The sequence below is a fragment of the Mycolicibacterium aromaticivorans JS19b1 = JCM 16368 genome, assembly GCF_000559085.1.
Taxonomy (GTDB): domain Bacteria; phylum Actinomycetota; class Actinomycetes; order Mycobacteriales; family Mycobacteriaceae; genus Mycobacterium; species Mycobacterium aromaticivorans.
In genome coordinates, this window is sequence record NZ_JALN02000001.1 from 4,969,341 (window position 1) to 4,995,497 (window position 26,157).

The window sequence follows — 26,157 nt, forward strand, 5'->3', positions numbered from 1 at the left end:
CCCACATCGTGTGGGGGTTCGGGAGTTCTGATCGATTCGTTGGATGGCCCTCTGTGACTCCAGTGATGGGGTCGACCTGTAGTGGGTGGGGGTCTGGTGCACGACAAGCAATCATCCAGGACGGGGACCCTTCTTTTGTGGGGGGTTGTCTGGTGCTGCCAAACACACTGTTGGGCTTTGAGACAACAGGCCCGTGTTTCCCTGGCCCCTGTGTGGGGTGGGAGGCGTGTTGTTGCTCCATCTTTGGTGGTGGGGTGTGGTGTTTGATTTGTGGATAGTGGTTGCGAGCATCTGGCACGCATGAGGCGCCGGCTTCCTTTGGGGGGTTGGTGGTTTGTGTGTGCAATTGATGTGCAATTTCTTTTTTCGAATTGGTTTTTTGTGTTGTAAGTGTTTAAGAGCGCATGGTGGATGCCTTGGCACTGGGAGCCGATGAAGGACGTGGGAGGCTGCGTTATGCCTCGGGGAGCTGCCAACCGAGCGTTGATCCGAGGATGTCCGAATGGGGAAACCCGGCACGAGTGATGTCGTGTCACCCACTACTGAATACATAGGTAGTGGGGGGGAACGCGGGGAAGTGAAACATCTCAGTACCCGTAGGAAGAGAAAACAATTGTGATTCCGTTAGTAGTGGCGAGCGAACGCGGAGGATGGCTAAACCGTATGCATGTGATACCCGGCAGGGGTTGTGTGTGCGGTGTTGTGGGACGTTTCGTCTTCGGTCTGCCGGCCGGGGCGGGAGTGATAAACCGTGGTGTTAGGTGAAGTGGCCTGGGATGGTCTGCCGTAGTGGGTGAGAGCCCCGTAACTGAAAACATCACGGCTCCTGTGGAACTGTTCCCGAGTAGCAGCGGGCCCGTGGAATCTGCTGTGAATCTGCCGGGACCACCCGGTAAGCCTGAATACTTCTCAGTGACCGATAGCGGATTAGTACCGTGAGGGAATGGTGAAAAGTACCCCGGGAGGGGAGTGAAATAGTACCTGAAACCGTGCGCTTACAATCCGTCAGAGCCCTCGACTTGTCGTGGGGTGATGGCGTGCCTTTTGAAGAATGAGCCTGCGAGTCAGGGACATGTCGCGAGGTTAACCCGGGTGGGGTAGCCGTAGCGAAAGCGAGTCTGAATAGGGCGTATCCACACAGTAGTGTGTGGTGTAGTGGTGTGTTCTGGACCCGAAGCGGAGTGATCTACCCATGGCCAGGGTGAAGCGCGGGTAAGACCGCGTGGAGGCCCGAACCCACTTAGGTTGAAGACTGAGGGGATGAGTTGTGGGTAGGGGTGAAAGGCCAATCAAACTCCGTGATAGCTGGTTCTCCCCGAAATGCATTTAGGTGCAGCGTTGCGTGTTTCTTGCCGGAGGTAGAGCTACTGGATGGCCGATGGGCCCCACAGGGTTACTGACGTCAGCCAAACTCCGAATGCCGGTAAGTGAAAGCGTGGCAGTGAGACGGCGGGGGATAAGCTCCGTACGTCGAGAGGGAAACAGCCCAGATCGCCGGCTAAGGCCCCTAAGCGTGTGCTAAGTGGAAAAGGATGTGCAGTCGCAGAGACAACCAGGAGGTTGGCTTAGAAGCAGCCACCCTTGAAAGAGTGCGTAATAGCTCACTGGTCAAGTGATTGTGCGCCGATAATGTAGCGGGGCTCAAGCACACCGCCGAAGCCGCGGCATCGAATTTATTCGATGGGTAGGGGAGCGTCCTGCACACCGGTGAAGCAGCCTGGTAATGGAGCTGTGGAGGGTGTGGGAGTGAGAATGCAGGCATGAGTAGCGATAAGGCAAGTGAGAACCTTGCCCGCCGAAAGACCAAGGGTTCCTGGGCCAGGCCAGTCCGCCCAGGGTGAGTCGGGACCTAAGGCGAGGCCGACAGGCGTAGTCGATGGACAACGGGTTGATATTCCCGTACCCGTGTGTGAGCGTCCCTGATGAATCCATTCTGCTAATCGCCCAAATCCAGAATCACTGATCCCTTCGGGGTGACGGTTTCTGGGGCTGCGCGAGACCCGGGTGGGTAGTAGTCAAGCGATGGGGTGACGCAGGTAGGTAGCCGTACCAGTCAGTGGTAATACTGGGGCAAGCCCGTAGGGAGTCAGATAGGCAAATCCGTCTGGCACATATCCTGAGAGGTGATGCATAGCCGAGTGAGGCGAATTCGGTGATCCTTTGCTGCCAAGAAAAGCCTCTAGCGAGCGCACACACGGCCCGTACCCCAAACCAACACAGGTGGTCAGGTAGAGAATACCAAGGCGTACGAGTGAACTATGGTTAAGGAACTCGGCAAAATACCCCCGTAACTTCGGGAGAAGGGGGACCTCCTACTGTCATGGCACGAGCTGCCGGCAGCGGTGGGGGGTGGCACAAACCAGTGAGAAGCGACTGTTTACTAAAAACACAGGTCCGTGCGAAGTCGCAAGACGATGTATACGGACTGACGCCTGCCCGGTGCTGGAAGGTTAAGAGGACCCGTTAACCCCTTGCGGGTGAAGCGGAGAATTTAAGCCCCAGTAAACGGCGGTGGTAACTATAACCATCCTAAGGTAGCGAAATTCCTTGTCGGGTAAGTTCCGACCTGCACGAATGGCGTAACGACTTCTCAACTGTCTCAACCATAGACTCGGCGAAATTGCACTACGAGTAAAGATGCTCGTTACGCGCGGCAGGACGAAAAGACCCCGGGACCTTCACTATAGCTTGGTATTGGCGTTCGATACGGTTTGTGTAGGATAGGTGGGAGACTGTGAAACTCACACGCCAGTGTGGGTGGAGTCATTGTTGAAATACCACTCTGATCGTATTGGACTTCTAACTTCGGACCGTATATCCGGTCCAGGGACAGTGCCTGGTGGGTAGTTTAACTGGGGCGGTTGCCTCCTAAAATGTAACGGAGGCGCCCAAAGGTTCCCTCAACCTGGACGGCAATCAGGTGTTGAGTGCAAGTGCACAAGGGAGCTTGACTGCGAGACGGACATGTCAAGCAGGGACGAAAGTCGGGACTAGTGATCCGGCACCCCCGAGTGGAAGGGGTGTCGCTCAACGGATAAAAGGTACCCCGGGGATAACAGGCTGATCTTCCCCAAGAGTCCATATCGACGGGATGGTTTGGCACCTCGATGTCGGCTCGTCGCATCCTGGGGCTGGAGCAGGTCCCAAGGGTTGGGCTGTTCGCCCATTAAAGCGGCACGCGAGCTGGGTTTAGAACGTCGTGAGACAGTTCGGTCTCTATCCGCCGCGCGCGTCAGAAACTTGAGGAAACCTGTCCCTAGTACGAGAGGACCGGGACGGACGAACCTCTGGTCCACCAGTTGTCCCACCAGGGGCACCGCTGGATAGCCACGTTCGGACAGGATAACCGCTGAAAGCATCTAAGCGGGAAACCTTCTCCAAGACCAGGTTTCTCACCCTTTTAGAGGGATAAGGCCCCCCGCAGACCACGGGATCGATAGACCAGACCTACACGCACCGCAAGGTGTTCAGGGAACTGGCACTAACCGGCCGAAAACTTACAACAACCAAAACAACAAACCAGTTGACACGGGAAAAGTAAGACGCACACCAAGACGCCCGCAACCACACCACAGCAATCACAACACTGCACCCCACCACCAAAACTAAACCTCCCCCACACGGGGGACACTCAAAAAAGAGTGAATACAGTTACGGCGGCCATAGCGGCAGGGAAACGCCCGGTCCCATCCCGAACCCGGAAGCTAAGCCTACCAGCGCCGATGATACTACCCAACAGGGTGGAAAAGTAGGACACCGCCGAACACAATTTAGTGAAACGCCCCCCGAGAAATCGGGGGGCGTTTCCATTTGAATATCGAATTCCATTGACAGCGTTTCAATTATCCGAATTGTGACTGTCTGAGGCCTGCCCGTATCCTTTACAGGTGGTCGATGACAGGCAAGGCAATTCCGGTGGGCGTCCGCCCCGTCGTCCCGCGGCGGCCGGTGCCGGGAACCGCGATCGCTGGGGCAGCAACGCACCACGCCGGTCGGGGCCGGGCCGTGCCCGGCCGGCACAGCCACGGCAGACCTCTGACGACGACAGCGGCAACGCGACCCAGGCCGGTCCGGTCATTCCGTCGTCTATCGAGGCCAAGCAGCTCGCGCCCGAGATCCGGGGCGAGCTCTCAACTTTGGATCGTTCGACCGCCGACACCGTGGCCCGTCACCTGGTCGCGGCCGGCGAGCTACTCGACGAAGATCCGCAGGCCGCGCTGGAGCACGCCCAGGCCGCGCGGGCTCGGTCGGGGCGGATCGCTGCGGTACGCGAGGCCGTCGGCATCGCCGCCTACCAGTGCGGTGACTGGGCTCAAGCGCTGTCCGAGTTCCGTGCCGCCCGGCGGATGGGCAGCAAGTCGCAACTGCTTCCTCTGATCGCCGACTGCGAGCGCGGCGTAGGGCGGCCCGAACGCGCCATCGAACTGGCCCGCAGCCCCGAAGCGGCCGAGCTCACCGGCGACGACGCCGACGAGCTGAGGATCGTCGCCGCCGGGGCGCGTGCCGACCTCGGTCAGCTCGAGCAGGCGCTGGTGGTGTTGTCCACGCCCCAACCCGACCCGTCGCGCACCGGCTCGACTGCCGCCCGACTGTTCTACGCCTACGCCGAGACGCTCCTGGCCCTCGATCGCGGTGAGGACGCGCTGCAGTGGTTCATCCATGCCGCCGCGGCCGATATCGAAGGCGTCACCGACGCCGAAGACCGGGTCGGCGAGCTGGCCTGAGGTGACTACCCTTGCGCAGCAACATGATTGCTTGCTGCTCGATTTGGACGGCACCGTGTTTCGCGGTCACGAGCCGACCGAGGGCGCGATCGATGCCCTCGACGCCGCGCAGACCCGCAAGCTGTTCGTCACCAACAACGCCTCCCGCGCCGCAGAGGATGTGGCCGCCCACTTGCGTGAACTCGGCTTCGTAGCGGACGCAGCCGATGTGGTGACCAGTGCCCAAAGTGCGGCACGACTGCTGGCCCAGCAGCTGAAACCGGGGTCCAAGGTGCTGATCGTCGGGACCGATGCTTTGGCCGGTGAGGTCGAGGCGGTCGGACTGCAGCCGGTCAGACGGTTCGATGACGAGCCCGTCGCCGTCGTGCAGGGACATTCGATGACGACCGGGTGGCCCGAACTTGCCGAGGCTGCGCTGGCCATCCGCTCCGGTGCGCTCTGGGTGGCCGCCAACGTCGACCGCACCCTGCCCACCGAACGGGGCCTGTTACCCGGAAACGGCTCAATGGTCGCCGCACTGCGCACCGCCACCGACGCCGAATACCAGGTGGCGGGTAAGCCCGCTCCGGCACTGATGCGAGATGCGCTGGCGCGCGGCTCCTTTGGCACTCCGCTGGTGGTCGGTGACCGCCTGGACACCGACATCGCCGGCGCCAACGCAGCGGATCTGCCCAGCCTGATGGTGCTGTGCGGGGTCAGCACCGCGGCCGAGGCGGTGCACGCGGTCCCGGAGCAACGCCCCACCTACATCGGCGCTGACCTCCGCGATCTGCACACCGGCTCCGAGGCTCTGCGGGTAGCCGACCAGGCGGCCTGGCGTGTCGAGGTCAGCGACGGTTCGGTGATCGTGACCACGGCAGACGCAGACCACAGCGACGACGGGCTCTCGGTGGTTCGTGCCACCGCCCGTGCGGTGTGGGATGCAGCCGACGGCGAACGCCGACTTGCCGTGCGCGCCGGTGACGATGCCGCACGCGCCGCGCTGCAGCGCTGGTCCCTGCTGACGGCGCAGGATCAGCTAGCGTGAACGGTGATATGAACGCCGACCCCGAACAGATTCGCGCCGATATCGACGCCGTGCTGGCCCAGGTGCCCAGCGTCGATCCCGACAGCGCCGACGTAGCCGGTGTCGACATCGATGCCGTCGGACGGCAGCTCGAGGAAGCGCACCAGATCCTGGTCAATGCGCTGGAATCGGTGGAGAAGGGCTGAGTTCGCGCATGACGCGGCGTGCCCGGGTTGACGCTGAGCTGGTCCGTCGTGGACTGGCTCGCTCACGACAGCAGGCCGCTGAACTCATCGCCGCCGGCCAGGTGAGCATCGACGGTATGCGTGCGGTCAAACCCGCCACCGCGGTCGCCGTCACCGCCAACCTGACCGTCGAGGCCGGCGACGAGCGGACCTGGGTGTCGCGCGGGGCCCACAAGCTGATCGGTGCCCTCGACGCCTTCGGTATCGGCCCGGTAGGGCGGCGCTGCCTGGATGCCGGCGCCTCGACCGGCGGCTTCACCGAAGTGCTCCTGGACCGCGGCGCCACCGAGGTCGTCGCCGTCGACGTGGGCTACGGCCAGCTGGCCTGGTCGCTGCGCTCCGATTCGCGGGTGACGGTCATCGAGCGTACGAATGTGCGGGACCTGACACCCGATGCGATCGGTGGCCCCGTCGACCTCGTGGTGTCCGACCTGTCGTTCATTTCACTCGCGACGGTGTTGCCCGCACTGACTGTTTGCGCGTCCTCGCACGCCGATATCGTTCCCATGGTGAAGCCACAGTTCGAGGTCGGTCGCGAACAGGTCGGTGCCGGCGGGGTGGTGTCCGATCCAGAATTGCGGACCGCAGCGGTGCTGGCCGTCGCTACTCGCGCGGCTGAGCTCGGCTGGCAGGCCATCGGCGCGACCGCGAGCCCGCTGCCCGGGCCTTCGGGCAACGTCGAATACTTTTTGTGGCTGCGTGCCGAAACAGACAACGGATTGCACGGAGACGAACTGGACGCCGCGGTACGCCGCGCTGTCGCGGAAGGACCGCAATGACTGCTGAGCGGGCGATCCTGCTCGTCGTACACACTGCCCGGGAGGAGGCCATCGAGACCGCCCGCCGGGTGGAAAAGGTGTTGGGCGACAACGGTATAGCGTTGCGGGTTCTCTCCGCCGAGTCCGTGGACCGTGGCACCCATTTCGACCCCACCGAGATGCACGCGGTGGGCTCGACCACCGAAGTGGTCGACGCCGACGCCAACGCGGCCGTCGGGTGCGAGCTGGTGCTTGTTCTCGGGGGTGACGGCACCTTCCTGAGGGCCGCCGAACTGGCCCGCAACGCGGAGATCCCCGTGCTCGGAATCAACCTGGGGCGCATCGGGTTCTTGGCCGAGGCCGAAGCCGAAGCCATCGACACCGTCCTCGAGCACGTGGTCACCCGCACCTACCGCGTCGAGGAGCGGATGACTCTCGACATCGCGGTGCGCGCCGAGGGGGAGGTCATCGCCCGCGGTTGGGCCCTCAATGAGGCCAGCCTGGAAAAGGGCGCGCGGCTCGGGGTGATCGGTGTCGTGCTGGAGATCGACGGCAGGCCGGTGTCCGCCTTCGGCTGCGACGGCGTCCTGGTGTCCAGCCCGACCGGGTCCACCGCCTACGCGTTCTCGGCAGGCGGCCCCGTGGTCTGGCCGGATCTGGAGGCAATGATCGTGGTGCCCAACAATGCTCACGCGTTGTTCGCACGGCCGATGGTGACCAGCCCGACTGCATTGATCGCCATCGAGATCGAGGACGACAGCCACGAGGCGCTGGTGTTCTGCGACGGTCGCCGCGAGATGCGGGTGCCGGCCGGTGGGCGGCTCGAGGTGACCAAGTGCACGACACCGCTGAAGTGGGTGCGCCTCGACAGTGCACCGTTCACCGATCGTCTGGTGCGCAAATTCCGGCTGCCGGTCACCGGCTGGCGGGGGCAGTGAACCGGCGATGCTGGCTGAGATCCGGATCGAGTCATTGGGCGCGATCAGCGCCGCCACCGCGGAGTTCGACCGCGGCCTGACCGTGCTGACCGGCGAGACCGGCACCGGCAAGACCATGGTGGTGACCGGACTGCACCTGCTGGGCGGGGCGCGCGCCGATGCCACCCGGGTGCGGTCGGGTTCGGAGCGGGCCGTCGTCGAAGGCCGTTTCGCCACTGCAGAACTCGATGACGCCACCGGCAAGCGGATCGACGAGATCCTGGATTCCTCCGGTGCCGATCGCGACGACGACGGCAGCATCATCGCGCTGCGCACAGTGAGCCGGGACGGGCCGTCGCGGGCCTACCTCGGTGGGCGCAGTGTGCCCGCCAAGTCGCTGTCGACGTTCACCTCGGAACTGCTGACGCTGCACGGCCAGAACGACCAGCTGCGGCTCATGCGCCCCGAGGAACAGCGCGCCGCCCTGGATCGCTTCACCGGCGTCGACGCGAAACTCGAGCGCTACAAGAAGCTGCGCGACCAGTGGCAGGTGGCCCGGCGGGATCTGGTGGATCGGACGAACCGGGCTCGCGAGCTGGCGCAGGAGGCGGACCGGCTGAAGTTCGCGCTGACCGAGATCGACGGCGTCGACCCGATGCCCGGAGAAGACGAATCGCTGGTGGCCGACATCCGCCGGCTCTCCGAACTGGACGCGCTGCGCGAGGCGGTCGCCGGCGCCCGCGCCAGCCTGTCGGCCGACGACCTCGCTGACGGTGAACCCCGCTCGGCCACAGACACTTTGGGGCGGGCGGTGGCGCTGCTGCAGTCCACTGACGATCCCGCGTTGGGTGCGTTGGCCCGTCAGCTCACCGACGCGCTGACCGTCGCCGGCGACGTCGCCCGTGAACTCGGCGACTTTCTGGGCGACTTGCCTGATGACGCCAGCGCCTTGGAGACCAAGCTCGCGCGCCAGGCCGAGCTGCGCAACCTGACCCGCAAGTACGCCGCAGACGTCAACGGTGTGCTGGCGTGGGCCAAGGAGTCCCGGGAGCGCCTGGCGCAGCTCGACGTCTCCGAGGACGCGCTGGCTGGGCTGGGTCGGCGCGTCGACGAGCTTGCCGGTCAGGTGGCGACGTCCGCGCTGGAGCTGTCCAAAGCCCGCACCAAGGCGGCGAAGGGTTTGGCCAAGGCCATCACCGCGGAGCTGACCGGGTTGGCGATGACACACGCCGACTTCAGCGTCACGGTATCGCTGATGCCGGCCCGCGACGATGACAGCGCACCGTTGCGGTTGCCGTCGGGCGAGACCGTGCATGCCGGTGGCGAAGGCATCGACCTGGTCGAGTTCGGGTTCACCGCGCACCGCGGCACCGACGTCCTGCCGCTGAACAAGAGCGCCTCCGGTGGTGAGCTGTCCCGCGTGATGCTCGCACTGGAAGTGGTGCTGGCCGCGTCGGCGGAGGGCACCACGATGGTGTTCGACGAGGTGGACGCCGGCGTCGGTGGCCGGGCCGCGGTGCAGATCGGCCGCCGCCTGGCGCGGCTTGCCCGCAGCCACCAAGTCATCGTCGTCACCCACCTGCCGCAGGTCGCCGCATATGCGGACAGCCACCTGGTCGTCGACAGCGCAGGCAACGGGACCAGCGGGGTGCGGCGCCTGGACACCGAGGAGCGGGTGGGCGAGCTGGCGCGGATGCTGGCCGGGCTGGGGGAGTCCGACACCGGCCGCGCGCACGCCCGCGAGCTACTCGAATCTGCTCAGGACGAACGGCTCAACTGAGCTCGGTCAGCCGGTGCTGGCCGAGAGCGGTAAGGACGAGAATCACGTATCCGAACCGTGTTACTGCTGTGACAAAATGTGACTTGTGGGGCTGGTGTTACGGCGCGCCTCCGCGGATATCCGCCCGGTCGCCGACAGAATCCCAGCATGAAGATGTCAGCGCTTCTCTCCCGTAATACCGGTGCACGACCAGGAGTCGCGGGGACTGCCCGCGTCGATCGCGACATCGATCGCCTGCTGCGCCGCGTCGGCCCGGGGGACATCGTGGTGCTCGACATCCTCGACCTGGACCGGATGACCGCTGACGCTCTGGTCGACGCGAACATCGCCGGCGTGGTCAACGCCTCCCCGTCGATCTCGGGCCGCTACCCGAACCTCGGCCCGGAAGTATTGGTGGCCAACAACATCACGCTGATTGACAGCGCGGGTCCCGAAGTCTTCAAGAAGATCAAAGACGGCGCGAAGATCCGGCTGCACAACGGTGGGGTGTACTCCGGTGATCGCCGGTTGGCCCTGGGCGTGGAGCGCAGCGATGAAGAGATCGCCGACCTGATGCAGGACGCGAAGACCGGGCTGGTTGCGCACCTGGAGGCATTCGCAGGCAACACCATCGAATTCATCCGAAGCGAGAGCCCGTTGCTGATCGACGGTATCGGCATCCCGGACATCGACGTCGACGTCTACCGCCGCCACGTCCTGGTGGTAGCCGACGGGCCCGGCGCCGAAGACGACCTCAAGGCGCTCAAGCCCTTCATCAAGGAGTACCAACCGGTGCTGATCGGGGTGGAGAGCGGAGCGGACCTGCTGCAGAAGAACGGCTACCGGCCCCAGCTGATCGTCGGCAACCCCGACCAGATGAGCGCCGACGTACTCAAGAGCGGTGCGCAGGTGGTCCTCCCGGCCGACGCCGACGGGCACGCCAACGGATTGGAACGCATTCAGGATCTGGGCATCGGGGCGATGACTTTCCCGGCCGCCGGTTCGGCCGCCGATCTGGCGCTGCTGCTCGTCGACCACCACGGCGCCTCGTTGATCGTGACGGCCGGCCACTCGGCGAGCATCGAAGAGTTCTTCGACCGCTCCCGACAGCAGAGCAACCCCTCGACGTTCCTCACCAGGCTGAAGGTCGGCGAGAAGCTCGTCGACGCGAAAGCTGTTGCCACGCTGTACCGCAACCACATCTCCGGTGGCGCGATCGCCATGCTGATCCTCGCGGTGCTGTTCGCGATCATCGCCGCTCTGTGGGTGTCGCGGGCCGACACATTCGTCATCGACTGGATTGTGACCTACTGGAACCGCTTCTCGCTGTGGGTGCAGAGCTGGGTGACCTAGGCGTAGAGCAGAAAGGCTCACCGCTGTGATATCGCTACGCCACCATGCCATTTCGCTGGCTGCGGTGTTCCTTGCGCTGGCCGTCGGCGTCTTCCTGGGCTCAGGAGTGCTGTCCGACACGTTGCTCTCCGGGCTGCGCGACGAAAAACAGGACCTGAACAAGCAGATCACCTCGCTGACCGATCAGCGCAATGCATTGAACGAAAAGCTTGGTGCTGCAGACGATTTCGACAAACAGATGTCGAGCCGGATCGTCAAGGACGCGTTGGCCGGCAAGTCCGTGGTGCTGTTCCGCACCCCTGACGCCAACGACGACGATGTGGCGGCGACGAGCCGGCTGATCGGGCAGGCCGGCGGAACCGTCACCGGCACGGTCGCGCTGACGCAGCAGTTCGTCGACGCCAACTCCGCGGAGAAGCTGCGCTCGGTGGTCAACTCCTCGATCGTGCCCGCCGGCGCACAGCTGAGCACCACGCTGGTCGACCAGGGCTCGCAGGCCGGCGACCTGCTCGGTATCGCGCTGCTGATCAACCGCAACCCCGCGATCCGACCGGCGGACGACACCCAGCGCGACACCGTGCTGGCCGCGCTGCGTGACACCGGCTTTCTGACCTATCAGGGCGATCGCCTGGCCGCGGCCAATACTGCGGTCGTCGTGACCGGGGGAGCGCTCGGCGACGACGCCGGTAACCAGGGCTCCACGGTCGCCCGGTTCGCCGCGGGGATGGCCCCGCACGGGTCGGGAACGGTGCTCGCCGGCCGGGATGGATCAGCCACCGGAACCGCGGCGCTCGCGGTGACGCGGGCTGATGCCGGGATGGCGGCCGACGTGACCACGGTCGACGACGTCAGTTCCGAGTCGGGCCGGATCACCACCGTGCTGGCCCTGCAGAACCTGATCAACGGGGCGCCGTCGGGCAAGTTCGGCATCGGGCCCGGCGCCGCGTCGCTCACCGTTCCGCAGTAGACGCCGGGCAACGCAGAGGTAACGAAGGCCACTGGCGTGTTAGCGCCGGGTTGTCGGCGTCGGTGTTAGGGTGAGATTCCGTGGGTAGGCAGGCCCCAGGCAGTTCCCAGCGATCCCCTGCCCGACGTCACGGAGGTTGCTCTTGCCCCCACTGCGCAAGCACCCGCAGACCGCCACCAAACACATCTTCGTCAGCGGTGGAGTTGTCTCGTCCCTCGGTAAGGGCCTGACCGCCAGCAGTCTCGGTCAGTTGCTGACCGCGCGCGGTCTGCAGGTGACGATGCAGAAGCTCGACCCCTATCTGAACGTCGACCCGGGAACGATGAACCCGTTCCAGCACGGTGAAGTGTTCGTCACCGAAGACGGCGCAGAGACCGACCTCGACGTCGGGCACTACGAGCGCTTCCTGGACCGCAACCTGTCCGGATCGGCCAATGTGACCACCGGGCAGGTGTATTCGTCGGTGATCGCCAAGGAGCGCCGCGGCGAGTACCTCGGCGACACCGTGCAGGTGATCCCGCACATCACCGACGAGATCAAGGGCCGCATCCTGGCGATGGCCGAGCCCGATGCATCGGGCAGCCGACCCGACGTGGTGATCACCGAGATCGGCGGCACCGTCGGTGACATCGAGTCGCTGCCGTTCCTGGAGGCCGCGCGCCAGGTCCGCCACGAAGTCGGCCGGGAGAACTGTTTCTTCCTGCATGTCTCGCTGGTGCCGTATCTGGCGCCGTCTGGCGAGCTGAAGACCAAACCCACCCAGCACTCGGTGGCCGCGCTGCGCAGCATCGGCATCAGCCCCGACGCGCTGATCCTGCGCTGCGACCGTGACGTGCCCGAGCCGCTGAAGAACAAGATCGCGCTGATGTGTGACGTCGATATCGACGGGGTGATCTCGACGCCCGATGCGCCGTCGATCTATGACATTCCGAAGGTGCTGCACCGCGAGGAACTCGACGCCTATGTGGTGCGCCGGCTGAACCTGCCGTTCCGCGACGTGGACTGGACGCAGTGGAACGACCTGCTGCGCCGGGTCCACGAGCCCAAGGAAACCGTCCGAATCGCGTTGGTGGGCAAGTACGTCGACCTGTCGGACGCCTATCTGTCAGTGGCAGAGGCGTTGCGCGCCGGCGGGTTCGCGCATCGCGCCAAAGTCGAGATGCGCTGGGTCGCCTCCGACGACTGCGAAACCGACAACGGTGCGGCCGTCGCGCTGGGGGACGTGCACGCCGTGCTCATTCCCGGCGGGTTCGGCATCCGCGGCATCGAGGGGAAGATCGGCGCGATCCGCCACGCCCGGCATCGTGGGCTGCCGGTCCTGGGTCTATGCCTCGGGCTGCAGTGCATCGTGATCGAGGCGGCCCGATCGGTGGGACTGACCGAAGCCAACTCGGCCGAATTCGACCCGGCCACACCGGATCCGGTGATCTCCACGATGGCGGACCAGCGTGAGGCGGTCGCCGGGGAGGCCGACCTGGGTGGCACCATGCGGTTGGGTGCCTACCCGGCGACGCTGGAAGTCGGTTCGATTGTCGCCGAGGCATACGACTCGACCCATGTGTCCGAGCGCCACCGGCACCGCTACGAGGTCAACAACTCGTATCGCGACCGGATAGCGCAGAGCGGTTTGCAGTTCTCGGGCACCTCACCAGACGGCCATCTGGTCGAGTTCGTCGAGTACCCGCGCGACGTGCATCCGTTCCTGGTCGGCACACAGGCCCATCCGGAGCTCAAAAGCCGTCCGACGCGCCCGCATCCGCTGTTCGTCTCGTTCGTCGGTGCGGCCATCGACTACAAGGCGGCCGAGCGGTTGTCTTTGGAGATCCCGGAGCAGCACTCCAACGGCAAGGAACACCCGGAAGAGGCGGCCCAGCCGCTGGCCGAGCAGGTTCCAGAGCACTCAGCCCGTGGCTGACCACGACTTCGAGACCGTCTCCTCTGAAACCGCTTATCGCGGAAACATTCTCGCCCTGCGAGTCGATCAAGTCCGGATGCCGGGCGGCAATATCGCCAAGCGCGAGGTCGTCGAGCATTACGGTGCCGTGGCAGTCGTCGCTGTCGACGAAGCCGGCCGGGTGGCGATGATTTACCAATATCGGCACCCGATCGGGCGCCGGCTGTGGGAGTTGCCCGCCGGGCTGCTCGACGAACCGGGGGAGGACCCGACCGAAGCCGCGGCCCGCGAGCTGCGCGAGGAAACCGGCCTGACCGCCGAACGCTGGGACGTGCTCGTCGACTTGATGTCCTCGCCGGGGTTCAGCGACGAGGCGTTGCGCGTGTATCTCGCCCGGATTCTCACCGACGTCGGGCGTCCCGAGGGGCACGACGAAGAAGCCGATATGGAAGTGCACTGGGTCCACATAACCGACGCGGTGCAGCAAGTGCTGTCCGGGGATATCGTGAATTCCACTGCGGTGGCGGGCATTCTGGCCGCGCACGCGGTGATCATCGACGGTAAGCCGACGCGACCCTTCGATGTGCCGTTCCCGGACCGCCCGACTGCCTTCGCCGCGGGGAAGGCCCGCTCATGACGACGTTCTCGGCCGACATCCCGGGTCGCTCCGCTCCTTCCCTCCGAACCGATATCCCGGGTCGCTCCGCTCCTGCCCTCCGAACCGCCTTGGACGATCAGCTTCAGGGCTATCTCGACCACTTGACCATCGAGCGCGGGGTGGCGGCCAACACCATCAGCTCCTACCGGCGCGACCTGCGCCGCTACGTCGAGCATTTGTCGTCGCGCGGCATCGATGACCTGACCAACGTCAGCGAGAACGACGTCAGCGAGTTCCTGGTGGCGCTGCGCCGCGGCGATCCGGACACCGGCGCGACGCCGTTGTCGGCGGTCTCGGCCGCGCGCGCCCTGATTGCGGTGCGCGGCTTTCACCGGTTCGCGGCCGCCGAGGGAATCATCGGCATCGACGTCGCCCGGGCAGTCAAGCCCCCCACGCCCAGCCGTCGGCTCCCCAAGAGCCTCACCCTCGACGAGGTCTTGGCGCTCCTCGAGGGCGCCGGCGGCGACAGCCCGTCGGACGGACCGCTGACGCTACGCAATCGCGCCCTGCTCGAGCTGTTGTATTCCACGGGCGCACGGATCTCGGAGGCTGTCGGCCTCGACGTCGACGACGTCGACACCGAGGCCCGGTCGGTGCTGCTGCGCGGCAAGGGCGGCAAGCAACGCCTGGTGCCTGTCGGCCGCCCGGCGATCGCGGCGCTGGACGCCTACCTGGTGCGCGGCCGTCCGGATCTGGCGCGCCGGGGCCGCGGCACGCCGAAGATCTTCCTCAACGCCCGCGGTGGGCCGCTCTCCCGGCAGAGCGCCTGGCAGGTACTGCAGGACGCCGCCGAACGGGCAGGCATTTCCTCGGCGGTGTCGCCGCACACGCTCCGGCATTCCTTCGCCACCCACCTTCTCGACGGCGGCGCTGACGTCCGCGTGGTGCAGGAACTGCTCGGACACGCCTCGGTCACCACGACGCAGATCTACACGCTGGTCACGGTGCATGCCCTGCGCGAGGTATGGGCCGGCGCACATCCGCGGGCATGATGTCGCGGGTCTGCCTCGTGCGGCGGCGACACACCGTTAGACTTTCGCGGATGTTCGCCACGCCGCCGAAAAGCCTGCTGACGGGGGGCACGGCGTGACCGACGAGGCAGACGAAGCCACACCGATCGGTCTCACCGGCCGCCCGCCCCGCCACATTCCCGAACCACAGCCGCTGACCTCGCACGGGCCGGCCACGGTCATTTCGATGTGCAACCAGAAGGGCGGGGTCGGCAAGACCACCTCGACGATCAACCTGGGGGCGGCGCTGGCCGAGTACGGCCGGCGGGTGCTGCTGGTCGATCTGGATCCGCAGGGCGCGCTGTCGGCGGGCCTGGGCGTGCCGCACTACGAGCTGACCCATACCGTGCACAACCTGATGATCGAGCCGCGGGTGAGCATCGACGAGGTGCTGATCAACACCCGGGTGAAGAACCTGGACCTGGTACCCAGCAACATCGATCTGTCGGCCGCCGAGATCCAGTTGGTGAACGAGGTCGGACGCGAGCAGACCCTGGCCCGCGCGCTGCACCCCGTACTCGATCGCTACGACTACGTCCTGATCGACTGCCAGCCGTCGCTGGGCCTGCTCACTGTCAACGCGCTGGCCTGCTCCGACGCGGTGGTCATCCCGACCGAATGCGAATACTTCTCGCTGCGCGGGCTGGCACTGCTCACCGACACCGTCGACAAGGTGCGTGAGCGGCTCAATCCGCGGTTGACGATCAGCGGCATCCTGATCACCCGGTTCGACAACCGCACCGTCAACGCCCGTGAGGTGATGGCGCGGGTGCTGGAGCGCTTCGGCGATCTGGTGTTCGACACCGTCATCAGCCGCACCGTGCGCTTCCCCGAGACCAGTGTCGCCGGCGAGCCCATCACCACCTGGGCACCGAAATCCGTTGGTGCACAGGCATATCGATCGCTGGCCCGCGAGGTCATCGACCGCTTCGGCAAGTGACCGAATCGCCGGCGCCCGAAAAGGGCTTCCGTGTCAGGCTGACGAACTTCGAGGGTCCGTTCGATCTGCTGCTGCAGTTGATCTTTGCCCACCGCCTCGATGTGACCGAGGTCGCGCTGCATCAGGTCACCGACGAATTCATCGCCTACACCAGGGAGATCGGACCGAAGCTCGAACTCGACGAGACGACCACCTTTTTGGTGATTGCTGCCACACTGCTGGACCTCAAAGCCGCGCGGCTGCTGCCTGCCGGCGATGTGCACGACGAGGAGGATCTGGCGCTGCTCGAGGTGCGCGACCTGTTGTTCGCCCGGCTTCTGCAGTACCGCGCGTTCAAGCATGTCGCTGAGATGTTCGCCGAGCTGGAGGCCGCGGCGCTGCGGAGCTACCCCCGGGCGGTGACTGTCGAGGATCGCTTCGCCGACCTTCTTCCCGAGGTCATGCTGGGTGTCGATGCCGCCGCCTTCGCCGATATCGCCGCTGCGGCGTTCACTCCGCGCCCGGTTCCCACCGTGGGGACCGAGCACTTGCATGCGTCGCAGGTGTCGGTGCCGGAGCAGGCCGAGCTGCTGTTGGAGTTCCTGTCGTCGCGCGGGGCGGGGCAGTGGGCGTCGTTCAAGGAACTGGTGGCCGACTGCGAGGCGCCGATCCAGATCGTCGGACGGTTCTTGGCGCTGCTCGAACTGTATCGGGCCAGGACGGTAGCATTCGAGCAGCCAGAACCACTTGGTGTGCTCCAGGTTTCATGGACCGGCGACCGGGTTGTGAACGAAGAGCTGGTCCGAGCCGAGTGGGAAGAAGAGCAGAACCAATCATGACCGACGACGCAGCCGACATACCCGACGTGGACCTTGCGTCCGACTTGGGGTCCGATCTGGCTACTGACGTCGCTCTCCCCGAGATGGACGACGACGAACTGGTCCGTGTGCTGGAGGCGCTGTTGCTGGTCGTGGACACTCCGGTCAGTGCCGAAACGCTCGCGTCGGTGACCGAGCAGCCACTGGATCGGATCACTGCCACCGTGGAGCGGATGGCGGCAGCGTTGGCGGACCGCGACAGCGGTATCGACCTGCGCGAGGCTGGCGGTGGCTGGCGGATGTATACCCGGGCGCGGTTCGCGCCATATGTGGAGCGGCTGCTGCTGGACGGGTCGCGGTCCAAGCTCACCCGCGCGGCGTTGGAGACGCTGGCGGTGGTCGCCTACCGGCAGCCGGTGACCCGGGCCCGGGTCAGCGCAGTCCGCGGCGTCAACGTCGATGCGGTCATCCGTACGTTGGTCGCGCGCGGGCTGATCACCGAGGCGGGCACCGACGAGGACACCGGCGCGACCACGTTCGCGACCACCGAGCTGTTTCTCGAGCGGCTCGGGCTGTCGTCCCTGACCGACCTTCCCGACATCGCGCCGCTGCTTCCCGACGTCGACGTGATCGATGACCTGAGTGAAAACCTGGATGCAGAACCGCGTTTCGCCAAGCTGGCCGGCGTCTCGGCAGCCGATCCGAACGTCTCGATCGATGTGGACACCGATGCCTGAACCAGAGGGAGTACGGCTGCAGAAGATCCTGTCGCAGGCCGGAGTCGCCTCGCGACGGGTGGCCGAGCGGATGATCGTCGATGGGCGGGTGGAGGTCGACGGACGGATCGTCACTGAGTTGGGCACCCGGGTCGATCCGGCCAACGCCGACATCAGAGTCGACGGGTCACGGATCGTCGTCGACGACTCGATGATGTACCTGGCGATCAACAAGCCCGTCGGAATGCACTCGACGATGTCGGACGAGCGGGGCCGGCCGTGCGTCGGTGATCTGGTGGAGCACCGAGTCCGCGGCAACAAGAACCTCTTTCACGTCGGACGACTGGACGCCGACACCGAAGGTCTGCTGCTGCTGACCAATGACGGGGAGCTGGCGCATCGGTTGATGCACCCGTCCTTCGAGGTGCCCAAGACCTATTTGGCGACGGTAACCGGTTCGGTTCCAAGGGGTTTGGGTAAGACGCTGCGCGCCGGCATCGAGCTCGACGACGGACCGGCCAAGGTCGACGACTTCGCGGTGGTCGATGCGGTGCCGGGAAAGACGCTGCTGCGGGTGACCCTGCACGAGGGACGTAAGCGGATCGTGCGCCGGCTGTTGGCGGCGGCGGGTTATCCGGTGGAGGCCTTGGTGCGGGTGAGCATCGGTGAGGTGACACTGGGTGAGCAGCGGCCTGGCAGCATCCGTGTGTTGACGCGCAAGGAAGTCGGCGATCTGTACAGGGCGGTCGGTCTGTGAGTCGATACGTCGTGGCGGTCGACGGACCAGCCGGGACCGGAAAATCCTCGGTGTCAAGGGGATTGGCGCGTGCGTTGGGCGCCCACTATTTGGACACCGGTGCGATGTACCGACTCGTGACGCTGGCGATGCTGCGCGCCCACATCGACTTGACCGACGCTGACGCCATCGCGACAGCCTCCGATGTGGCGCTGTCGGTGGGTTCTGATCCGGACGTCGACCGGGCTTACCTTGGCGCTGAAGATGTTTCGTCCGAGATTCGGGGCGATGAGGTCACCAGGGCGGTTTCGGCGGTGTCTGCGGTCCCTGAGGTGCGCACCCGGATGGTGGCGTTGCAACGTGAATTGGCGGCGGGGGCCGACAGGGTCGTGGTCGAAGGCCGTGACATCGGCACGGTCGTGCTTCCGGATGCCGACGTGAAGATCTTTCTGACCGCGTCGGCCGAGACGCGGGCGCGCCGCCGCAACGATCAGAACGTCGCGACCGGACTGCCCGATGACTACGACACGGTGCTGGCAGACGTGATCCGGCGCGACCATCTGGATTCCACCCGCACGGTGTCACCCTTGCGGCCGGCGGAGGACGCGATCATCGTCGACACCAGTGACATGACCCAGGACCAGGTGGTGGCCAATCTGCTTGATCTGGTCGAAAAGCGAAGTGGTGCAATGCGATGAGCGAAGACGGCACGTGGACTGACGAAAGCGATTGGGAGCTTTCCGACGAGGGATTCGACGATGACGGGGAGGCGCTGGCGCCGCCACCGGTGGTGGCGGTGGTCGGGCGGCCCAACGTCGGCAAGTCCACGTTGGTCAACCGCATTCTCGGCCGGCGTGAGGCCGTCGTGCAGGACCTGCCGGGGGTGACCCGCGACCGGGTGTCCTACGACGCGTCCTGGACCGGGCGGCGCTTCGTCGTGCAGGACACCGGCGGGTGGGAGCCGGACGCAAAGGGCTTGCAGCAGTTGGTCGCCGAGCAGGCCTCGGTCGCGATGCAGACTGCCGATGCGGTGATCCTGGTCGTCGACGCGACGGTCGGTGCCACCACCGGCGACGAGGCCGCAGCGCGAATCCTGCGACGGTCGGGCAAGCCAGTGTTCTTGGCGGCCAACAAGGTTGACAACGAGAAGGGCGAGGCCGACGCGGCCGCGTTGTGGTCGCTGGGGCTGGGGGAGCCGCACCCGATCAGTGCCATGCACGGCCGGGGGGTGGCCGATCTGCTGGACGAGGTCGTCGCGGACCTGCCTGCGCAATCCGAGGTGGCTCAGGCCACTGGCGGACCACGACGGGTGGCTCTTGTGGGCAAGCCCAACGTCGGCAAGAGCTCGCTGCTGAACCGGTTGGCGGGAGCTGAGCGTTCGGTGGTCCACGATGTCGCGGGAACCACGGTCGACCCGGTGGACTCGCTGATCGAACTAGGCGGCAAGACATGGCGTTTCGTCGACACCGCTGGCTTGCGTCGCCGGGTCGGCCAGGCCAGCGGCCACGAGTTCTACGCGTCGGTCCGTACGCACAGCGCGATCGATGCCGCCGAAGTGGTCGTCGTGCTGATCGACGCGTCTGAGCCGCTGACCGAACAGGACCAGCGTGTCCTGACGATGGTGATCGAAGCGGGTCGGGCGCTGGTGCTCGCGTTCAACAAATGGGACCTCGTCGACGAGGACCGGCGCTATCTGCTGGACCGCGAGATCGACCGCGAACTCGCGCAGCTGCAGTGGGCGCCGCGGGTGAACATCTCTGCCAAGAGCGGTCGCGCGGTGCAGAAGCTCGTGCCGGCGATGGAGACCTCGCTGGCATCCTGGGATTCCCGCATCTCGACCGGGCAGCTCAATACCTGGATCAAAGAAGTGGTCGCGGCCACCCCGCCGCCGGTACGCGGCGGTAAGCAGCCGCGGATCCTGTTCGCCACCCAGGCCACCGCCCGCCCGCCGACGTTTGTGCTGTTCACCAGTGGTTTCTTGGAGGCCGGCTATCGGCGGTTCCTGGAGCGGCGGCTGCGCGAGACCTTCGGTTTCGAGGGCACCCCAATCCGGATCAACGTGCGGGTGCGGGAAAAGCGCAAGCTCAAGCCGCGTTGATTCGGCGGGTTTGACGGTATTTGGCCGCCGCTGGGCATAGATTGCCGGTCATGGAGTTTGCTACCTCATTGGCGCCGACGCGCCGACTGGTCTATGGCGTTGCCGGTTTGATGATCGCCGCGGCGCCCGCCGTCGCCGTGTTCTCCGGAGCGTTCGACGGCGCCGCGCCCCGGGTGCTGGCGTGCTCGGAATCCGACACCGAGGACAGCTTCTCGATGAACTGCGCGCCGTCGATGATCCCCGATGTCAGCGACAACCTGACTGAGGCGGAAGTGGCCGAACCAGGCTTCAACGCCGGTGGTCCGGGCCCGGCCGGTGGCGCACCCGGAAGCGGCGGCCACCGCTAGGTGTACTCGGCTTAGACATTGGTGACGGATCGCTATTGCTGTAGGGAGGACCTCCGGGCTTAGTGGAGATGTCTGACGTCTTCACCAGTCCACGGAGGTCCTCGTGTCCCACGCTAATGCCCGTTTGACCGTTCATGGTCGTCTGCTGCTCGTTGAGCGGATCGTTAAGGGACACCGACCGGTGTCTCATGTCGCTGCCGAATTAGGAGTGTCGCGCCAGTGCGCTCACCGATGGGTGCGCCGGTTTCGCGATGAAGGCGTTGCCGGGTTGTCGGATCGCTCCTCACGACCACACCGCTGCCCGCGCCGCACATCAGCTGTCATTGAAGATGCGGTCCTCGAACTGCGCCGCGCCAGTAGGCGGGGCCAGGACTGGATCGGCGCCGAACTCGGTCTGCCGGCCCGCACGATCTCGGCGATCTTGCGCCGCCACCAGCTGCCGTATCTGAGGGACTGCGACCCGCTGACCGGTGACGTGATCCGGTCATCGAAAGCGACCGCGGTCCGCTACGAACGGGCACGCCCCGGAGAACTAATTCATATGGATGTCAAGAAGATTGGCCGCATCCCTGACGGAGGCGGATGGAAGGCTCACGGCCGAGCCAAGAGCAGATCTGCTGCACAGAGGAACGCGCGCATCGGGTTCGACTACGTGCACTCCGTCGTTGACGACCATTCGCGGCTGGCCTACTCAGAGATCCTGCCCGATGAAAAGGGAGCGACGTGCGGTGAGTTTTTAGCCAGGGCCGCCGAGTACTTCCGCGCCCACGGCATCCCGACCATCGAGAGACTCATCACCGACAACCACTGGAGTTATCGACGCTCCGCCGATGTCGCGGCTGTCATCGCAGGCCTGGGCGCCAAGCACGTCTTCATCAAGCCGCATTGCCCCTGGCAGAACGGGAAAGTGGAGCGCTACAACCGCACCCTGCAGACCGAGTGGGCCTACCAGCAGATATTCACCACCAACGACGCTCGCAGCGCTGCCCTTGCACCCTGGCTCGAGGACTACAACAATCGACGACGCCACTCAGCCCTCGGAGGCCAACCCCCGATCAGCAGACTGACGCCAACGTCCTAGCCGAGTACAGCTAGGTCGTGAGCCCGCGGTTTCCGTACGTGTCGAAGTGGACGACGTCCTCGACCGGCCTGCGGGTGGTCGGGCCATAGCGTCCGCGCGGCCAGCCGAGCGGAACCACGCAGATCGGGGTCACCGAGAGCGGTAGGCCCAGTATTCTGCGCGCCGAGGTGACATTCCACAGCGGCATCGTGATGAGTGACGCGCCCAGTCCCATCGCCCTGGCGGCCAGCAGAAGGTTCTGCACGCTGGGATAGATCGAGCCGAAGTACGACGTTTCGCCCACGAAAGGCGTCGGGACGTAGGGCACGCGGGTGCCGCCGCGCAGGCAGGGAACCACCAGGACCGGTATCTCGCTGAAGTGCTCGACCTGCCACTCCACTGCCTTGAGGATCTTCAGCATCGACTCGTCGTTGGCGGCTTGCCGCCTGCCGAGGGCTCCGTAGATCGACCAGGGCTGGCGGTAGCGCTTGCCGAGTTGATCTTTGACGCGTTGGTCCTTGACGACGATGAACTCCCAGTTCTGACCGTTGGACCCAGTGGGAGCGCGCAGTGCGAGCTCGATGCATTTCACCACGATGGCGTCATCCACCGGATCGGGTTTGACCCGCCGGATCGCGCGCTGGGTCATCATTGCATCGAGCAGGGGCATGGAGAGGTTGGTCAGCGCCTCGTCAGTACTCGGAATCTCGCTCATGGGAATAACAGGCTAGGTGGCTCGCCGCCTGCATAGGGCTGTGTGCCGTATCACGCTGCGGGGGAGCGTGTTTGGTGGCCGCTGCGGGCGCCGTCGGTGCTGATCGGTCCGCCGGATAGGGTTCGTTGGTGTCCGTTGCCCACATGATCGTGATCGTCCTGGCCGGGATGGGGGCCGGCGCCATCAATTCGCTGGTCGGTTCGGGCACGTTGATCACCTTCCCGACGCTGGTGACGCTCGGGTTTCCCCCGGTGACGGCGACGATGTCGAACGCGATCGGTTTGGTGGCCGGCGGGGTGTCGGGTACCTGGGGCTATCGCAAGGAACTGCGCGGCCAGGGCGATCGGTTGCGCTGGCAGATACCGGCGTCGCTGATCGGCGCGGCGATCGGGGCGTTCCTGCTGCTGCACCTGCCGGAGAAAGTGTTCACGCAGATCGTTCCGGTGCTGTTGGTCGGCGCCTTGGTCCTCGTGGTGGTCGGGCCGCGTATTCAGGCCTATGCCCGGGCGCGCGCCGCGGCGGCAGGCCGCTCGGCCGAGCATGTTTCGCCGAAACGGATGACGGCGCTGGTGATCGGGACATTCGCGGTGGGCATCTACGGCGGCTACTTCACCGCGGCGCAGGGCATCCTGCTGATCGGGGTGATGGGCGCGCTGCTGCCCGAGGATATGCAGCGCATGAACGCGGCCAAGAACCTGCTGTCGCTGCTGGTGAACATCGTCGCTGCGGTGGCCTACACCATCGTTGCGTTCGATCGGGTGAGCTGGGAGGCGGCCGGGCTGATCGCCATCGGGTCGCTCGTCGGTGGCTGGCTTGGTGCGCACTACGGTCGCCGGCTCTCGCCGAACGTGCTGCGGGCAGTGATCGTGGTGGTCGGGCTGATCGGCTTGTACCGGTTGCTCAACGTGTGACACCCGTGGCCGATGCGGGTGCTTGGCGGGTGCTGCGGTAGGCTTTCGACCTGCTGCCGGCGGTAGGTCGGCGGCAACGGGCTGTGGCGCAGTTTGGTAGCGCACTTGACTGGGGGTCAAGTGGTCGCAGGTTCAAATCCTGTCAGCCCGACTCAGAGAAATATGCCTGACCTGCGGCAGTCCTCTTGGTGGTGGGTTTCTTGCTCGCCAACACCGGAGATCACGCCGAATCGCAGGATCGGCACGGCCAGTGCGAACACGGTCGCCGTCGAGTTTCCAGCAGCTGCAGCCCGACTTTGTTAGGGAACAGTTGGGCGGCGGCGACGTCGGATCCCAGGACGACGGTGATCAGCAGTCACTGCCCACGAATTCGGCCGACAGTCGCCGCGTCGGGCTGACCGTGTCCATCACGCGATCACAGCCTGGCTATCGACGCCGAGGCGGCGCGACTGTCACGCCGCTGTATGGATGTCTGCCGATACAGCGGTCAAGCGGCGGAGGCGGACAGGGCGTCCATGATCTCCGTTTCCGAACCTGCGCTGTGCTGCAACACCGGGTATGCGCAGCTCGCCTGTCAGGCCGCCGCGATGGTGACAACTTTCCCGTTGGGCCGCTGTGGCTGCCCGGTGTGCCGGTTGGCCGGTAATGGCAATGGCCTCAGCGGATTTCGATGGATGTCAAACGTTTGATAGGCCACCAATACCACTAACCCCGCGATGAGCACCGAGGAGGCTCCGGCGTTACCCCAGCCCACTCCGCCACGATCGGGGCTCCTGCTCAGGATATTGCCCACCTCAGCGCCCCATGGGCGGGTCAGGATGAACGCGATCCAGAACAGCAGCATCGCATTGAGTTTGGTGAAGTAGTGCGCGGCCAACAGCAGCAGCATCGCCGCGGTCAGCATCAGCGCGGCGGGTCGCAGCCCGAGGTCCAGCCCGCCTGCCAGATAGTCCCCGGTCGATGTGCCAAGGCTGTTGGAGAAGACGACGGCGATCCAGAACAGCACTTCGCCGCTGAGGGTGGCGACGTTCTCGACGTTAAGCGTCTGGCCGCTGCGCCACCAGACCAGCATCACCACGGCAAGCCCGCTGCCGAGGATGAGTACGCCGGTGAGCTGACCCAGGTGGGACGTGTAGTTGATGTAGTCCGAGATCGTAGTGCCGGCAGTGCTGGTGAGGACCACCACGGTCCAGAACAGGGCCGGGTGAAAACGGCTGGCGCGCAACTGAATTGTTACCGCGACGAGAAAGACGGCGAGTAGGAGGCATGCGGAGCGCAGTGTGCCCAGCCCGAGTGTCTGGGAGAAGTAGTCACCGGCCGTCTCGCCCAGTGTGGTGGCCAGGATTTTGAGAGCCCAGAAGAGAGCGGTGATGTGCGGCAGCTTCCGCAACACGTACTGGCCGGGAGTTAGACGCATGTCGGTGTAAACCCCGGACTTATCCGCCACGTGGTAGTCCTTTCGACGCGCTGTGTTGATCCGCAGTGTCTCAGGCCGGTGGCCGCGGCGCCTATGGACACAGGCAGTTCCCAGCTGGGCATTGCGTCGACCATGTCGTTGGGCGTCGCACCCAATGCGCACCGATACGCAGGTCGACGGGGGCGGCGACGCCACCAGGCGGGAACGCGCGACGGTCAACACCACTAACCCGGAAAGGCGTGGCGGTAGTGTGGCCCACGCTATTCCGTTGTTATGAGTTGGTCGCCCATACGCTGGCGATCGGCGGTGTGGTGGCTGCCAGACCGGTCTTGGGCAGTCCGTAAAGCTGTTCGACCGTGGACAGCACGCTGTAGTGATTGATCGGTTCCCCGTAGGTTCCCGGTCGGACGTCGGCGCCGTAGAGGATCGTCGAGATCTGGTTGCGTTCGGCGTCGTCGTCCTCGTCGAAGGTGACGATGAGCAGGCCGTGGTTGGCCATGGCCCAGTTCGCATAGGGCGCGATGTTGGCGGCCAACCAGGTGTCTGCCTGGGCCACGCTGCCGTCATGCATGTCGTTGTCCAGATTGGGGACGACGAAGGACACCGTCGGAAGCTGGGGCCCGGCAGCGAATGAGGTGAATGGCATCGACGCCGCCGGGGCCACATTGCTGAAATTTACCCATGGCGCATGCTTGCGGGCGTACTTTCCGGCCCCGCATACCGTCGACCCGACCGCGGGCAGGTCTTCGGCGAAACCCCCGAAGCTGTATCGGGAGGCGATCAGTTCGGCGGCCAGATTTGGCTCTGGCCCCAGCGTGAGCGGGCAGGCGTCCGAATCGACCCCGAAGGTGTTGCCTGCGAACAACGCCAGGTAGTTGGGCTCACTTGGGTGGGCCACCGCGAACGCCTGCGTCATCAGTGCACCGTTGGCGGCCAGCGTGTTGATGAACGGCGCGGACTTGTTGCCGATGATCTGCGAGGCGGCATGGTTTTCCTCTACCACTATGACCACGTGGTCATAGTGAGGGAGCTGGACTCCTGCCCGGGCTGGCCACTGCGCGGTCCATACAGTCAGCGCCGTCACCGACGCGATGGCCATGAGAGTCCGCAGCATCATCGACCTACCTCG

General features: G+C 65.2%; 23 protein-coding genes, 1 tRNA gene and 2 rRNA genes. 23 read left to right on the forward strand and 3 right to left on the reverse strand.

Features of this window, described 5'->3' with window-relative positions:
- Positions 1-384 precede the first annotated feature (384 nt).
- The 21 genes from Y900_RS23690 (at position 385) to Y900_RS23790 (ending at position 22,006) form a co-directional block, all read left to right on the forward strand.
- Positions 385-3,505 (forward strand): 23S ribosomal RNA (locus tag Y900_RS23690).
- 147 nt (positions 3,506-3,652) lie between these two features.
- Positions 3,653-3,765, forward strand: a 5S ribosomal RNA gene (rrf, locus tag Y900_RS23695).
- Between the two features lie 122 nt (positions 3,766-3,887).
- Entirely contained in the window at positions 3,888-4,724 is an 837-nt protein-coding gene (locus tag Y900_RS23700; protein WP_081845214.1) for a tetratricopeptide repeat protein, read from the forward strand.
- Position 4,725: 1 nt separating this feature from the next.
- Entirely contained in the window at positions 4,726-5,751 is a 1,026-nt protein-coding gene (locus tag Y900_RS23705; protein WP_036344807.1) for an HAD-IIA family hydrolase, read from the forward strand.
- Positions 5,748-5,936 (forward strand): hypothetical protein, encoded by a 189-nt coding sequence (locus Y900_RS23710; RefSeq protein WP_036344808.1) that lies wholly within the window; start codon positions 5,748-5,750, stop codon positions 5,934-5,936. The genes Y900_RS23705 and Y900_RS23710 overlap by 4 nt, the downstream gene beginning before the upstream one ends.
- Before the next feature lie 8 nt (positions 5,937-5,944).
- Positions 5,945-6,754, forward strand: a complete 810-nt coding sequence (locus tag Y900_RS23715) for a TlyA family RNA methyltransferase (protein WP_036344809.1) — start codon at positions 5,945-5,947, stop codon at positions 6,752-6,754.
- Positions 6,751-7,671 (forward strand): NAD kinase, encoded by a 921-nt coding sequence (locus tag Y900_RS23720; protein ID WP_036344810.1) that lies wholly within the window; start codon positions 6,751-6,753, stop codon positions 7,669-7,671. The genes Y900_RS23715 and Y900_RS23720 overlap by 4 nt, the downstream gene beginning before the upstream one ends.
- Positions 7,672-7,678: 7 nt before the next feature.
- Positions 7,679-9,430 (forward strand): DNA repair protein RecN, encoded by a 1,752-nt coding sequence (gene recN, locus Y900_RS23725; protein ID WP_036344811.1) that lies wholly within the window; start codon positions 7,679-7,681, stop codon positions 9,428-9,430.
- Between the two features lie 147 nt (positions 9,431-9,577).
- Positions 9,578-10,762 carry a putative cytokinetic ring protein SteA gene (steA, locus tag Y900_RS23730; RefSeq protein WP_036344812.1) on the forward strand — a complete coding sequence of 395 codons (1,185 nt, stop codon included), beginning with the start codon at positions 9,578-9,580 and terminating at the stop codon, positions 10,760-10,762.
- Positions 10,763-10,787: 25 nt separating this feature from the next.
- Entirely contained in the window at positions 10,788-11,729 is a 942-nt protein-coding gene (locus tag Y900_RS23735; protein ID WP_036344813.1) for a copper transporter, read from the forward strand.
- A 142-nt stretch (positions 11,730-11,871) separates the two neighbouring features.
- The gene (locus Y900_RS23740) at positions 11,872-13,644 is read left to right on the forward strand and encodes a CTP synthase (RefSeq protein ID WP_036344814.1); all 1,773 of its coding nucleotides are present in this window, start codon (positions 11,872-11,874) and stop codon (positions 13,642-13,644) included.
- Positions 13,637-14,260 (forward strand): NUDIX domain-containing protein, encoded by a 624-nt coding sequence (locus Y900_RS23745; protein ID WP_036344815.1) that lies wholly within the window; start codon positions 13,637-13,639, stop codon positions 14,258-14,260. The genes Y900_RS23740 and Y900_RS23745 overlap by 8 nt, the downstream gene beginning before the upstream one ends.
- Positions 14,257-15,273 (forward strand): site-specific tyrosine recombinase XerD, encoded by a 1,017-nt coding sequence (gene xerD, locus Y900_RS23750; RefSeq protein ID WP_237752633.1) that lies wholly within the window; start codon positions 14,257-14,259, stop codon positions 15,271-15,273. The genes Y900_RS23745 and xerD overlap by 4 nt, the downstream gene beginning before the upstream one ends.
- Positions 15,274-15,367: 94 nt before the next feature.
- Positions 15,368-16,231, forward strand: coding sequence for a ParA family protein (locus tag Y900_RS23755; RefSeq protein ID WP_036344816.1), 864 nt, complete (start codon positions 15,368-15,370; stop codon positions 16,229-16,231).
- A complete protein-coding gene (locus Y900_RS23760; protein ID WP_036344817.1) occupies positions 16,228-17,049 on the forward strand; it encodes a segregation/condensation protein A in 822 nt (273 codons plus the stop codon). The genes Y900_RS23755 and Y900_RS23760 overlap by 4 nt, the downstream gene beginning before the upstream one ends.
- Entirely contained in the window at positions 17,046-17,765 is a 720-nt protein-coding gene (gene scpB / locus Y900_RS23765) for an SMC-Scp complex subunit ScpB (protein WP_036344818.1), read from the forward strand. The genes Y900_RS23760 and scpB overlap by 4 nt, the downstream gene beginning before the upstream one ends.
- Positions 17,758-18,501 carry a pseudouridine synthase gene (locus tag Y900_RS23770; protein WP_036344819.1) on the forward strand — a complete coding sequence of 248 codons (744 nt, stop codon included), beginning with the start codon at positions 17,758-17,760 and terminating at the stop codon, positions 18,499-18,501. The genes scpB and Y900_RS23770 overlap by 8 nt, the downstream gene beginning before the upstream one ends.
- The gene (gene cmk, locus Y900_RS23775) at positions 18,498-19,178 is read left to right on the forward strand and encodes a (d)CMP kinase (RefSeq protein ID WP_036344821.1); all 681 of its coding nucleotides are present in this window, start codon (positions 18,498-18,500) and stop codon (positions 19,176-19,178) included. The genes Y900_RS23770 and cmk overlap by 4 nt, the downstream gene beginning before the upstream one ends.
- Positions 19,175-20,578: a ribosome biogenesis GTPase Der gene (der, locus tag Y900_RS23780; protein WP_036344822.1), complete on the forward strand. Its 1,404-nt coding sequence runs from the start codon at positions 19,175-19,177 to the stop codon at positions 20,576-20,578. The genes cmk and der overlap by 4 nt, the downstream gene beginning before the upstream one ends.
- A gap of 50 nt (positions 20,579-20,628) precedes the next feature.
- On the forward strand, positions 20,629-20,925 hold the full coding sequence (locus Y900_RS23785; RefSeq protein WP_036344824.1) for a hypothetical protein: 297 nt from the start codon (positions 20,629-20,631) through the stop codon (positions 20,923-20,925).
- A gap of 103 nt (positions 20,926-21,028) precedes the next feature.
- Positions 21,029-22,006 carry an IS481 family transposase gene (locus Y900_RS23790; RefSeq protein ID WP_036338172.1) on the forward strand — a complete coding sequence of 326 codons (978 nt, stop codon included), beginning with the start codon at positions 21,029-21,031 and terminating at the stop codon, positions 22,004-22,006.
- A 10-nt stretch (positions 22,007-22,016) separates the two neighbouring features.
- Here the strand turns inward: Y900_RS23790 and Y900_RS23795 are convergent, their stop codons facing one another.
- A complete protein-coding gene (locus Y900_RS23795; protein ID WP_036344825.1) occupies positions 22,017-22,700 on the reverse strand; it encodes a nitroreductase family protein in 684 nt (227 codons plus the stop codon).
- 143 nt (positions 22,701-22,843) lie between these two features.
- Between Y900_RS23795 and Y900_RS23800 the strand changes: the two genes are divergently transcribed.
- Together Y900_RS23800 and Y900_RS23805 are read left to right on the forward strand one after the other, a co-directional pair.
- Positions 22,844-23,611, forward strand: a complete 768-nt coding sequence (locus tag Y900_RS23800; protein WP_420329839.1) for a sulfite exporter TauE/SafE family protein — start codon at positions 22,844-22,846, stop codon at positions 23,609-23,611.
- Positions 23,612-23,688: 77 nt separating this feature from the next.
- Positions 23,689-23,762, forward strand: a tRNA-Pro gene (locus tag Y900_RS23805).
- A gap of 423 nt (positions 23,763-24,185) precedes the next feature.
- On the opposite strand, the gene Y900_RS23810 is transcribed toward Y900_RS23805, so the two are convergent.
- Positions 24,186-25,028: a COG4705 family protein gene (locus tag Y900_RS23810; protein ID WP_036344827.1), complete on the reverse strand. Its 843-nt coding sequence runs from the start codon at positions 25,026-25,028 to the stop codon at positions 24,186-24,188.
- A 271-nt stretch (positions 25,029-25,299) separates the two neighbouring features.
- Complete coding sequence (locus tag Y900_RS23815; RefSeq protein ID WP_192827543.1) at positions 25,300-26,145, reverse strand: alkaline phosphatase family protein; 846 nt, start codon at positions 26,143-26,145, stop codon at positions 25,300-25,302.
- Between the last annotated feature and the right edge of the window lie 12 nt (positions 26,146-26,157).